General features: G+C 42.7%; 14 protein-coding genes. 11 read left to right on the forward strand and 3 right to left on the reverse strand.

The features are described 5' to 3' along the window. Positions 1-403 precede the first annotated feature (403 nt). Positions 404-721, reverse strand: a complete 318-nt coding sequence (locus HX743_RS07045) for a YqfO family protein (RefSeq protein ID WP_104851742.1) — start codon at positions 719-721, stop codon at positions 404-406. 263 nt (positions 722-984) lie between these two features. Between HX743_RS07045 and HX743_RS07050 the strand changes: the two genes are divergently transcribed. The 3 genes from HX743_RS07050 (at position 985) to ruvB (ending at position 4,307) form a co-directional block, all read left to right on the forward strand. Then, positions 985-2,325 (forward strand): deoxyguanosinetriphosphate triphosphohydrolase, encoded by a 1,341-nt coding sequence (locus HX743_RS07050; protein ID WP_019837718.1) that lies wholly within the window; start codon positions 985-987, stop codon positions 2,323-2,325. A gap of 129 nt (positions 2,326-2,454) precedes the next feature. Continuing rightward, complete coding sequence (gene ruvA, locus HX743_RS07055; RefSeq protein ID WP_004971784.1) at positions 2,455-3,057, forward strand: Holliday junction branch migration protein RuvA; 603 nt, start codon at positions 2,455-2,457, stop codon at positions 3,055-3,057. A 242-nt stretch (positions 3,058-3,299) separates the two neighbouring features. After that, positions 3,300-4,307 (forward strand): Holliday junction branch migration DNA helicase RuvB, encoded by a 1,008-nt coding sequence (ruvB, locus tag HX743_RS07060; protein WP_004971787.1) that lies wholly within the window; start codon positions 3,300-3,302, stop codon positions 4,305-4,307. A gap of 82 nt (positions 4,308-4,389) precedes the next feature. Here ruvB and HX743_RS07065 read toward each other — a convergent pair whose 3' ends face one another. Beyond that, entirely contained in the window at positions 4,390-4,968 is a 579-nt protein-coding gene (locus tag HX743_RS07065; RefSeq protein ID WP_004971789.1) for a hypothetical protein, read from the reverse strand. A 228-nt stretch (positions 4,969-5,196) separates the two neighbouring features. On the opposite strand from HX743_RS07065, the gene ybgC reads away from it, so the two are divergent. From ybgC to pal, 6 genes are all read left to right on the forward strand, one after another. Further along, positions 5,197-5,604 carry a tol-pal system-associated acyl-CoA thioesterase gene (gene ybgC / locus HX743_RS07070; protein ID WP_004971791.1) on the forward strand — a complete coding sequence of 136 codons (408 nt, stop codon included), beginning with the start codon at positions 5,197-5,199 and terminating at the stop codon, positions 5,602-5,604. A gap of 27 nt (positions 5,605-5,631) precedes the next feature. Next, complete coding sequence (gene tolQ / locus HX743_RS07075; protein ID WP_178318847.1) at positions 5,632-6,330, forward strand: protein TolQ; 699 nt, start codon at positions 5,632-5,634, stop codon at positions 6,328-6,330. Then, positions 6,330-6,779, forward strand: a complete 450-nt coding sequence (gene tolR, locus HX743_RS07080) for a protein TolR (protein WP_070154130.1) — start codon at positions 6,330-6,332, stop codon at positions 6,777-6,779. Before tolQ ends, tolR begins: the two co-directional genes overlap by 1 nt. Positions 6,780-6,782: 3 nt before the next feature. Continuing rightward, positions 6,783-8,012, forward strand: a complete 1,230-nt coding sequence (tolA, locus tag HX743_RS07085) for a cell envelope integrity protein TolA (protein ID WP_178318848.1) — start codon at positions 6,783-6,785, stop codon at positions 8,010-8,012. 193 nt (positions 8,013-8,205) lie between these two features. Continuing rightward, complete coding sequence (tolB, locus tag HX743_RS07090) at positions 8,206-9,489, forward strand: Tol-Pal system beta propeller repeat protein TolB (RefSeq protein ID WP_026438303.1); 1,284 nt, start codon at positions 8,206-8,208, stop codon at positions 9,487-9,489. A gap of 70 nt (positions 9,490-9,559) precedes the next feature. Further along, positions 9,560-10,129, forward strand: a complete 570-nt coding sequence (gene pal, locus HX743_RS07095) for a peptidoglycan-associated lipoprotein Pal (RefSeq protein WP_004971799.1) — start codon at positions 9,560-9,562, stop codon at positions 10,127-10,129. Between the two features lie 156 nt (positions 10,130-10,285). On the opposite strand, the gene HX743_RS07100 is transcribed toward pal, so the two are convergent. Then, positions 10,286-10,471, reverse strand: coding sequence for an NF038105 family protein (locus HX743_RS07100; RefSeq protein ID WP_004971800.1), 186 nt, complete (start codon positions 10,469-10,471; stop codon positions 10,286-10,288). Positions 10,472-10,648: 177 nt separating this feature from the next. Here HX743_RS07100 and HX743_RS07105 point away from each other — a divergent pair, with 177 nt between their 5' ends. Both HX743_RS07105 and HX743_RS07110 read left to right on the forward strand, forming a co-directional pair. Continuing rightward, entirely contained in the window at positions 10,649-11,623 is a 975-nt protein-coding gene (locus HX743_RS07105) for a class 1 fructose-bisphosphatase (protein WP_004971801.1), read from the forward strand. A 50-nt stretch (positions 11,624-11,673) separates the two neighbouring features. Then, positions 11,674-12,450, forward strand: coding sequence for an RNA methyltransferase (locus HX743_RS07110; protein ID WP_178318849.1), 777 nt, complete (start codon positions 11,674-11,676; stop codon positions 12,448-12,450). The last annotated feature ends 3 nt before the right edge of the window (positions 12,451-12,453 follow it).

Genomic DNA, 12,453 nt, shown 5'->3' on the forward strand with positions numbered 1-12,453 from the left:
AAAGCGCTGCTTTGTTTGCTGCGCAAGGGGACGAGCATATTTTTTGCTGCTATTGCGTTATGAGTCAGTCATTTAGAATAACTAAATTTCCTGCCCCATGCCTTATAGCAACTAAAAAACCTTGCGAGATATATCTCTCACGTCGCAAACATAGATGAAGTGTCAACAGACCCTAATATTTCAACTGTACTTTTAAAACCTAGCCACATTTCGACTCGTGACAAGGCGACAAGGATGTCGCCCGTTAGACTGTGGTACAGGACGTACCATCAGTCTAACAGAGGGCTTTTGTTACTTTTCGCCCGTGAAAAGTAAAATCTATCTACGCAACTTATATTTGCCCCAATCCATATATGAGTGATCGTACAATTCTATTTTTCTTTAAAAATTGGTATTTAAGTCTTTAAAAATTAATATCTAAAAGTTGCATAAACTCAAAGGCAGGCTCTTCGTAAGGATGGCTTGCCTTGAGCGCTTTTGCGACTGCCTGAGCATTTTGCTCAGGTACAATGGTTTCCACGCGCCATTCGGCAACGTGTTCCAAAGCATCTAACTCACCAATAAACGGATTTGCTCCTTTGACAGGCTTAAATTGCCCTGTGCCTAAAACCTGCCATGCACAATGTTCATAATTGCCAATTCCACCTGCACCCGCTGCAAAAACCGCCAGTTTAGTTTCTTCAAGATGAGATTCAGGCACATAATAAATCAGTTTGAGCATATTTAAGCTTCGCTATGCATTTCACAATTAATTAGAAATTAGCATAAAAATTTGAGCATTGTTGCTATTTTGGCAACCTATACGCAATATCCAATCCTCAATTTATACAGTTCCCCAAAAAACTTTAAAGTACGCTTCGCCACAAACTTATCCCCCATTTTGTATGAATTTAGATTTAAAAAGACAAGCCATGTCGCACGCCCCTAGAGCTTTTGTCATTTTTTTGGCATGATGCAAAACAAGCACATAGTGAATAATGATAAATGACTCAAATGCGTTGGTTAGAACTGCTTTCCACAGTTCGAATTGGTAGTAAAAAACAAAGTACAGAACAGGCGCGCAGCCCTTTTCACAAAGATTATGACCGTATTATTTTTTCGCAAAGTTTCAGACAGCTTAACCGTAAAACCCAAGTCCATCCGCTCACTCAACATGATGGTATTCATACTCGCCTGACCCATTCTTTAGAAGTGTCTTGTATTGGACGTTCATTAGGGATGCTGGCTGCAGAAAAAATCAAAGACCACTTGCCAATGTGGATTTCTCCTGCCGATGTCGGTGCGATTATTCAAGCCGCATGTTTGGCACATGATATTGGCAATCCACCTTTCGGACATGCAGGTGAATATGCCATTCGTGAATGGTTTGACGATGCTTCACACGGCAATTTTCTCGCCAAACTGAGTGATGAAGAAGAAGCTGACGTGCGTCAGTTTGAAGGCAATGCGCAAGGTTTACGGCTACTCACCAAAATTGACTATCATCCAAATGATGGCGGCATGCGTTTAACCTATGCCACTTTAGGCGCTTATTTAAAATATCCGTGGCTGTCTAAGACCATTGCTGAACAAGGCAACCGCCCTGCCAATCAACGTGATAAATTTGGTTGTTACCAAGCCGAAAAAGAAATTCTCAAACAAATTGCTGAACAGCTTGGACTGATTCAATTGGGCGATTATCACTATTGTCGTCATCCACTCACCTATTTATTGGAAGCGGCGGATGATATTTGCTATGCCTTAATTGATTTAGAAGATGGCATTATTTTAAACATGCTCAGCTATGAAGAAGTGGAGCCGATCTTTTTAAACTTGATTGGTGACTACGGTATTCCTGCAGAACTAGCGATGGCACGTACCACATGGCAACAAAAAATTGCCGCTTTGCGTGGTCGGGTCATGAAGCGTTTAGTCGATGAAGTCACCACAGCGTTTGCCAAACACCATTTTGAAATCCTAATGGGACAACTTAAAGGCAGCCTTTTACAGTATTGCTCAGCAGATATTGAAATTGGTATTAATCGCGCCAAAGACTTAGCGCGTGAGAAAATTTTCGAGCATCCGCAAAAAGCAGGACTGGAAATTATTGCGCATCAAAGTTTACAAAACATTTTGGATGCGTTTATTCCACTCACCACGCCACATAAAACCCTAAGTTTTAAAGAGCAGCGTTTAATGTCAATCTTGCAACGCTCAGGGGCAGATTTTGCGCATAATCACTATGACAATATTATGCAAGTCTTGGATATTATCTCTAAGTTTTCAGATCACCAAGCCTATAACTTATCGCAAGAATTACAAGGCAATAAGGTCGGCTTGCTATAATGAGTAATTTGCATATCAATACTTGTATCTAAATAGAAGTAGGATTTAAGCGCAGATTTTGCCTTTTGTGAAAATGCGCTCTACTATGCGAACAGCAACTTATTTTAAATCAATCAGTGAATCACAAATATGATCGGATGTCTTATTGGCGAAGTATTGGCTTTAGAAGCACCAACCGTGTTGCTGAATGTGAATGGTGTGGGCTATGAAATTGACACGCCGCTCACCACATTTTGCCAATTACAAAAAGGGCAGAAAATTACCCTATGGACGCATTTAGCCGTGCGTGAAGATGCTCAATTGTTATATGGTTTTTTAGAAGCCCAAGAAAAAACCATTTTCCGAACCTTACTTAAAGTCAATGGTGTCGGCCCAAAAATGGCGCTAGGTATTTTATCAACCTTAAGCGTCGAGCTACTGATTCACACCGTAGAACATGAAGATATTAATACCCTGATTAAAGTGCCAGGTGTGGGCAAAAAAACTGCTGAACGTTTAATGATTGAATTACGTGATCGCTTTAAAGCCATGTCCAACGAAGTGAGCAGCAGCAATTCCACAATGACTCAAATCCAGTTTACAGGCAATTCTGCTGTTGCCGAAGCCGAAGCCGCTTTACAATCTTTAGGTTATAAACCTGCCGAAGCACAAAAACTGATTAATGCAGTCAAGGGCGATTTTACTGAAGCCAGTGATATTATCCGTGCAGCATTAAAGTCGATGAATAAATAAAAGATGCCAACAAACCTAGCGTAAGTTCATCTTTCCAATATTGGATACATGACTGGCGACATGGATGTCGCCCGTTGAGTTGGGGTATAGGGATATACCCTCAACTCAACATAAGATTTTTGTTACTTTTGATCTTTCAAAAGTAAAATCATGCCTTCGCAAAGGCATTTAAACGCAACTCATACTTTGAGGCTGTGCATGCAGCATCAAAATGCCCAGCTCAAGAGATTAGTTAACACGATATGCAAGACCGTCTAATCAGTGGTTCTGAAAAACCCGAAGATCAAATTGATCGCGCCATTCGCCCCACCTCACTCGATGACTATATTGGGCAACCTGTAGTGCGTGAACAAATGGAAATTTTCATTGGTGCAGCCCGTGGACGCGCAGAAGCACTGGACCACACCCTGATTTTTGGACCACCAGGTTTAGGTAAAACCACACTCGCCAATATTATTGCCCGTGAAATGGGCGGCAATCTTAAATCCACTTCAGGGCCTGTCTTGGAACGCGCAGGTGATTTAGCCGCCATGCTGACCAATCTTGAAGAAGGCGATGTGTTATTTATTGATGAAATCCATCGTCTTTCACCTGTGATTGAAGAAATCTTGTATCCAGCGATGGAAGATTATCAACTGGACATCATGATTGGTGAAGGGCCTGCAGCACGCTCCATTAAACTGGACTTGCCACCATTTACCCTTGTCGCCGCTACCACACGTGCAGGCTTACTCACCTCACCGTTACGTGACCGTTTTGGTATTGTGCAGCGTTTGGAATTTTATTCGGTTGAAGATTTGACCCATATTGTCAAACGCTCGGCGAGTTTAATGGATGTGCCAATGACCGATGCAGGAGCCAATGAAGTCGCTCGTCGTTCACGTGGTACACCACGTATTGCCAACCGATTATTGCGTCGCGTTCGTGACTATGCGCAGGTCAAAGGCACAGGTGAAGTCACGCAAGAGATGGCACAACGTGCGCTAGATATGCTGAATGTCGATAAAGATGGTTTAGATACCTTAGACCGTCGTTATTTATCAATGTTATTAGAGCGTTTTGATGGTGGGCCTGCAGGTGTGGAAGCTTTGGCCGCTGCTATGGCTGAAGACTCTGGCACTTTGGAAGATGTAATTGAACCATACCTAATTCAACAAGGTTATGTAATGCGAACCGCTCGCGGGCGTATTGCCACCAATATGGCGTATTTACAATTTGGGATGACACCGCCAGAGCCAAAAGAAAAATAGCTCAAAGGAAAAAATAGCTTGAAGGGAGCTATCTCCCTTTAAGCTATTAAATATTTAGGTCAATTGGGTCTGTAGATAGACCCTAATTTTCAATAATACGCACATCTTCAACAAGCATTAATTCACACGCGCCCGCCCCTGTATCATGACGGCTTAAAGAACTGCGCCACTGCCACCCATCTGCGGCAGTAACTTCAACCAATTTACCTTTCAAATAAATCAAATCATCTTCATCAATCTGTTTTAACTGTGTCGCAATCGCGGGTGTGGCAGGAATTAAATGCGTATTAGCGCTCAAACTTGCAATCTCTTGCACAGGAATCGGTGGTGCTTGTTCATAACGCCAATGATACCAACGGTTGCTTTGACGAATAGACAACTGTTTATACACTTCAGGCTTGGCCATTTCGCCCCATCCCAAAGCAAAATCGACAGGGCTAAGTTCGGCTTCACGTCCAAAATTATAATTTTCACGTGACAATACCCGAAACTCACCTTCATAGGTTTCCAAAGCTTGAATGGTATAGTCTTTAAATTGATGCACTTGCTGCGATGACTGATAGGTTGTGCTATCCGCAATTCCTCCATCTGGCTGGAACAGCGTCATCCACAACAAATACAATATGGCAATTACCACAAAAAATTTAACTAAACGGCTCATGTGCTGCTCATTGGGGTGGATCATCTGCATGTATCAGGCAGGCAGCTAATTTTAACTTAAAAGCATGTTTGAAATCTTGTGCCATTGGACGAAGCGTTGAGAATGATAAACTGCCACGCTATACACAGCTTGACTTATAGCCCCGATTCACGTCAATTTCACAGACACGGCGTAAGCTATAAGTATTGCTTATCAAACAACTTTGCAACATTGAAGCGGAACATCATCATGGCGAATAAATTTGAATTTAAAATTCGTATCTATATGGAAGATACTGATGCAGGCGGCATTGTTTACCACGCCAACCATATTCGCTTTATGGAACGTACCCGTACCGAATGGCTTCGTGCATCGGGTGTTGATCATTATTGGCATCAACAAGATTACAACTTTGTCGTGCATAAAATTAACGTGAAATATTCACGTCCAATCTTAATGGATGACCTAATTACTGTTACAGCAAGTGTAGTTTCGTGTAAAGCGTCATCATTTGTATTGCAACAAAATATTTATCGTGGTGAAATCATGCTTGCATCTGGCGAGGTTGAATTGGCCTGTCTTGGTTCAGATATGAAACCACGTCGTCTGCCAGATGAAATTCGTAGCCTTATTCTGAAAGAATTAGGACAAGATTAAAAAAATGAATTGGCACATGTAGTAACTATGGCAACACAACTCGAATCATCTCTTCAAGTATCAGATCTTATTTTACAAGCAAGTCCTGTTGTTCAGCTGGTAATGCTCTCGCTGCTTTTAGCATCATTATACAGTTGGTATCTGATTGCCAAGTTACACATGAGCTATAAAAAAGCACAGGCAGATGATCAGCATTTCCAAAAAATCTTCTGGTCTGGTGCAGAATTAAATACGCTTTACAACAACGCACAGCTCAATTCAAAACGTGTCGGTTTGGAAGATATTTTCTATCAAGGCTTAGGTGAGTTTTTAAAACTCAAAAAGCGCCAAGCGCCTGCAACACAAACCATTGAAGGCACAGAACGTATTTTACGTGTCGGTTTAAGCCGCGACCAAGCTCAACTTGAACAAGGCTTAGGTGCATTAGCCAGCATTGGTTCGGTTGCGCCATACGTTGGTTTATTTGGTACCGTCTGGGGCATTATGAATGCCTTTATTGGACTGGCAGATGTCGATCAAGTCACATTGGCAACAGTCGCACCAGGGATTGCCGAAGCCCTCATTGCCACAGCCATTGGTTTATTTGCCGCCATTCCTGCGGTACTTGCCTTTAACCATTACACCGCCAAAGGCGAAGCGATTTATTCTGATCGTGCGTTATTTGCCGAAGAAATGGTGGCTTTATTACAACGTCAATCTTTAGGCAATACTCAGGATCACGACTAATGGCTATTCAACGCTCAGGACGCTTCGAGCGCATTAAGAAACCACTCAAAAGTGACATGAATGTAGTGCCCTATATTGATGTCATGTTGGTGTTATTGGTGATTTTTATGGTTACTGCACCGATGATTACCAGTGGGATTCAAGTCGATTTACCTCAAGCCAATGGTAATCCAATTGAATCGAAAGATGCCCCTGCTTTGGTGACTTTAAATAAAGATGGGCAATATTTTTTAGAATACAAAGAACACAAAGCCGAACCTTTGGAATTAGCCCAACTGAAACAAATTTTGACCGATGCTCAAATTCAAGCCAAAGCTGAAAACAAAGAGTTTCAGGTTGTTATTCGCGGTCATAATACACGCCCTTATGGTGATGTGATTGCGTTAATGTCTGACTTACAAGATGCGGGTTTAACCCAAGTTGGATTGCTGACCGAGCCTTTAAAGTAATTTATGAAAGATTTTAAAAAGCCACCTTTTCAACAAAAAGCCATCGCGATTGGGTTCACCGTAGGTGTCCACCTTATCGCAGTGGTTGGCTTGCTTTATTTGGGCATGAGTAAAGCACCTGAGCCGCCTAAACCCATTAAAACGGTATTAATAAAACCAGAAGATTTAAAACCCTTATTAGAAACTAAATCTGCTGAAACCACACATGAAAATGTAGCAGAGCAAATTACTCAAACAGCCGAGCCTGCTCTTGAACCTGCCCCTGTCATTCCAACACCTGCAGCGGCTCCTACGCCACCCGCTCCTCAAGTTGATACACAAAAAACTGCACAAGCAGCAGAGGCTCAAGCACGTGCAGAACGACAAGCTCCTGAAGCCAAACAAATTGCAGAGCGACAAAAACTAGAAGCTGAACGCTTAAAAGCTCAACAAGCACGCGCCGAAGAACGTGCTCAACGAGAAGCCGATGCTAAAGCAAAAGCTCAAGCCGATGCCAAAGCACGTGCTGAAGCAGATGCTGTACGTCGTAAAGAAGCCGAAGCCCTGAAAAAAGCAGAAGCGGCAGAAAGACGTCAACTCGAAGCCAATGCAGCAGCAAAACGCAAAGCTGAAGCAGATGCAAAAGCCAAGGCAGATGCTGAGGCAAAACGTAAAGCTGACGCAGATGCAAAAGCCAAAGCTGATGCAAAACGTAAAGCTGACGCAGATGCAAAAACCAAAGCAGATGCCGATGCAAAACGTAAAGCTGCAGCAGATGCAAAAGCCAAAGCTGATGCCGACGCAAAACGTAAAGCTGCTGCAGATGCAAAAGCCAAAGCTGATGCCGAAGCAAAACGTAAGGCTGACGCAGATGCAAAAGCCAAAGCTGATGCCGAAGCGAAGGCACGTGCCGATACTGAAGCCAAAGCTTCAGCTGCCAAACAAGCTGCAGAAGAAGCTGCTCAGAAAAAGGCTGAAGTACGACGCATTGCATCCACTGCTAAACGCGATTTCGAAAATAAAATCAGACGTGCGTGGGATACCCCTGTGGGTTCATCGGGCAAACGTGCAACTGCGCGTGTGACCCTAAGTGACAGTGGCGCAGTTCAGTCTGTCGTGGTTAATTCTAGCGACCCTGACATGAAAGCCAGTGTAGAAGCTGCTGTTCGTGCTGCCGCACCTTATCCGATGCCATCAGACCCAGATGCACGACGCGAAGCACGTAGCTTCACCTCTACCTTTACAGCGCAATAAGTTACCAGTTAGCCGAATAACATCTATTTGGCTAACTCCTTCTCAAAATATTTACGAGTATAAATAAATTTAAATTTTCACAGTGTTATAACAGTTTTATTATAAATTCATGCTTTCATTCCTACCAAAGCATGCCATTATGTACCACAATTACATCCAAAAAAGTTATGTTGATTTGAGAAAATAGCGAATGATGGAAACAACGCGTAAACACCTACTTTGTCTTGCTATTTTAACTGCGCTTAGCCCAGTTTTAAGCACACAATCTTTTGCACAACTGCATTTAGAAATTGCCAAAGCACCAGAAGAAGCACCTAAAATTGCGATTGTGCCGTTTGGCAATGATCAAAGTATTTATCCTATTGTAGAAAACGATTTAAACCGTTCAGGCAAATTCACCAGTTCATCTAAAAACCTTGCTGCAACTGCAAGCATGAACAATCCAAATGCAGCTGCATGGCAAGCCGCAGGTGTACCTTATGTGGTGACAGGAAATGTTAAAGCCACTGCAGAAGGCGGTTATGAAGTTCACTACCAACTTTATGATGTGCAAAAACAGCAATACTTATTGAATGAATTATTAAGCGTGCCTGCGTCACGGGTACGTTCTGCTGCACACATGATCAGTGATGCCATTTATGAAGCACTCACGGGCATTAAAGGTGACTTTAGCGGACGCATTGCTTATGTACTGCGCAACCCTGCAACACCTGAACAACGCTATACCCTGCAAATTGCCGATACTGATGGTGAACAGCCTAAAACCATTTTGACTTCGCGTGATCCTATTTTATCGCCTGCGTGGACACCAGATGCCAAAAAAATTGCCTATGTGTCGTTTGAAACCAAACGCCCTGCTATTTATGTGCAAGATTTGGCGACAGGTCAGCGTGAAAAATTAGCCAGTTTCCGTGGTTTAAATGGTGCTCCAAGCTTCTCACCAGATGGTCAAAGCATGTTGTTTACCGCATCCATGCATGGCAATCCAGAAATTTATCAAATGAATTTAAGCACCCGTGAACTGCGACGCATGACCAATGACAGTGCGATTGATACCGAAGCACGTTATGCACCAGATGGTAAATCATTTATTTACACTTCAGATCGTGGTGGTTCCGCACAAATTTATCGTTATGACTTTGCCACAGGCAGCAGCAAACGCCTAACCTTCCGCGGTGCATTTAACGCACGTGGTACGCTCAGTGCCGATGGTCGTAAACTGGCATTGGTGCATCGCCCAAGTGGCAGTAATTACAAAGTCGCAATTCAAGACATCAACACCAATATCACCAATATTTTAACCCCAACCAGTTTGGATGAGTCGCCAAGCTTCTCACCAAATGGGCAAATGGTGGTGTATGCAACGCGCGAAGGCGCACGTGGCTTATTGTCAATTATGTCTTTAGACGGTCGCTTCCGCATGAACTTACCAAGTGAACAAGGTGAAGTGCGTGAACCTGCGTGGGCGCCAAAATAATGAGTATCCGCAAGGTAAACACTTTTCAGTTCTGTTTTAAAACCAAAAATCAAGCTTCATGGAGATGAGGATGAACGCAGTTAAATTATTGGTACTCCCTGTTTTGGCATCGGCTTTAGTGATGACAGGTTGTGCAAACCGCAAACCAACGACTGACTCACAAGCAGGTCAAACACCAAGTGGTGCAACTACAGTCAACACCCAAGGTTTGAGTGAAGATGCAGCTTTAAATGCACAAAACCTTGCAGGTGCATCTGCCAAAGGTGTAACCGAAGCCAACAAAGCTTTCTTGGCAAAGCGCGTGGTGCATTTTGACTACGACAGCAGCGAATTATCTAATGATGATTACCAGACCCTACAAGCACATGCACAGTTTCTAATGGCGAATGCCAACTCTAAAGTAGCGCTTACAGGTCATACCGATGAACGCGGTACACGCGAATACAACATGGCTTTAGGCGAGCGTCGTGCCAAAGCGGTTGAGAGCTTCTTAATCACCAGCGGCGTTAACGCAGGTCAGCTTGAAGCAGTGAGCTATGGTAAAGAAATGCCAGTCAACCCTGGACATGATGAAAATGCATGGAAAGAAAACCGTCGCGTAGAAATTAACTACGAAGCTGTTCCACCATTATTGAAATAATAATTTGCTGTTTGGGAAAAACTCGTTTAGAACGTGTTTCCCCAATACGAAAAAAGCGCTCTTTATTACAAGGGCGCTTTTTTATGACATAAAAAACTGGGCAAACGAATATTTTAAAAACTAACAGATAAGTGCAGAAATACAGCTTTGCTTCAGTTATTCCGACTCGGCATCAGCTTTTGCAGTTTGCATAGATTCAATCAAATCATGCTTATTAAACTTTTTATATTCAGGTTTAGACTCGTAATCTTTCCAAGCGGCTTTCATCTTGTCCTCAGAAATATCGTCTAAACTAATCCCTTCGCTTGGCGTTGGAGTCGCATCAAACTTTAACGTTGTCATATCTGTGCTCCTATCTCAAATTAAATCCTTCACATCAACATAGCACTTTCTGCAGGACTTGCAAGGGTAAAATCACAGCAAATAGTCGAGTTTAATTTTTCTTTTAACGCGTTCTCATCTAAACTATTGCAGCATATTGTTATCCTCATTTTTGCAGTCATTCGGAGTTTTCCAGTCATGTCATACCGCACCCTTTCCCAATTTCTACAACAACAAACTGGAAATTTAACACCCGAACTTGCTCAAGTGATTGAAACTATAGCCAATACTTGCAAAACAATTGACCAAACATTACAAAAAGGTGCATTGGCGGGCGTATTAGGCAGTGCACAAAATGAAAACGTACAAGGCGAAGAACAAAAGAAATTAGATGTTATTTCAAATGATTATTTAATTGAAGCGTTACAAAAACATCCTAATGTGGGTGGTTTGGCGTCGGAAGAATTAGACGAATTCACTCCTGCTCAGGAAAATGGTCAATATTTAGTGTTATTTGACCCACTGGATGGTTCAAGCAACATCGACATCAATATGTGTGTGGGTACCATTTTCTCAATTTTACCTGCAAAAAATGCCGTGACCCAAGCTGCAGACTTTATGCAAGCAGGTACACAACAAGTTGCTGCAGGTTATGTCCTGTATGGCCCATCTACCATGATGGCGCTCACTGTTGGTGCAGGCGTGGTATTCTTTACCTTTGACCCAGAAAGCCAAGAGTTTTTGGTGACTGCAGACAACATTCAAGTTGCTGCCGATACAAAAGAATACGCGATCAATGCTTCAAACCAACGCCATTGGGAAGCACCTGTAAAACGCTATATTGATGAACTTTTGGCTGGTAAAACTGGGCCACGCGAAAAAGACTTTAACATGCGTTGGGTTGCATGTATGGTGGGCGATATTCACCGTATCCTTTGCCGTAGCGGGGTTTTCATGTATCCATACGACTTAAAAGACCCGAAAAAAGCAGGTCGTTTACGTTTAATGTATGAAGCCAATCCAATGAGTATGCTCATGGAACAAGCAGGCGGTGCGGCAACCACAGGTCGTGTGCGTATTTTAGACATCCAACCCACAGACCTACATCAACGTGTGCCTGTCATCATTGGCTCAAAAAATGAAGTCGATTTGGTCAGCAGCTACCATCAATAATTTTTAACAACAGCAGTCGGCCATTCGCTGACTGCTGTGGATTTTATCGCATGCCTACGATTTTTTTAGAATCAAAAGATAACCCGAAAATTAAACACTTACGTGGTTTAATTGAACAAAATAACTATCGCAAAAAACAGGGACAAACGGTACTTGAAGGTACACATTTGTGTCTGGCGTGGTTACATGAAAATAAAAAAATCAATTCGATTTTTACCACCGAACATGCACTAAGCCATCCTGACTATGAGCGTATTTTGGCTAAATACACAGGCGTGGTCTTTGTCATTGGCGAATCTTTATATAAAGATTTAAGCACTTTAGGCACTTCCCTTGCCTGTTTAGCCATTGTCGACGTGCCAAGTTCAAGCCAAGCTTTAGACTTTAAAGCAGACACACTGATTTTAGAAAATGTGCAAGATCCGGGTAATGTCGGCACCTTATTGCGCTCTGCAGCAGCAGCAGGTATTGAACAAATTATTTGTACCAAAGGTTCTGCCTCACTTTGGTCGCCACGGGTGTTACGTGCAGGCATGGGCGCACACTTTAGCTTGCATACCTTTGAAAATATTGAACTCGAAGATGTCTTAGCACAATTTCAGATTCCTGTATATGTGACCAGTTCACACCATGCAGAAAGTCTCTATTCCAAAAATCTGCGTAATGCTTGCGTCTGGATTCTAGGCAATGAAGGTCAAGGTGTGTCCGATTATGCCTTACAGCATGCAGAAGCGGTAAGTATTCCACAACCAGGTGGACAGGAATCTTTGAATGTGGCAATTGCAGGCTCAATCTGTTTCTTTGAAATGGTACGCCAACGTCTGTAAATG

Origin of the sequence: Acinetobacter sp. Swhac1, assembly GCF_013390985.1 — a bacterium.
GTDB classification, from domain to species: Bacteria; Pseudomonadota; Gammaproteobacteria; order Pseudomonadales; family Moraxellaceae; genus Acinetobacter; species Acinetobacter towneri.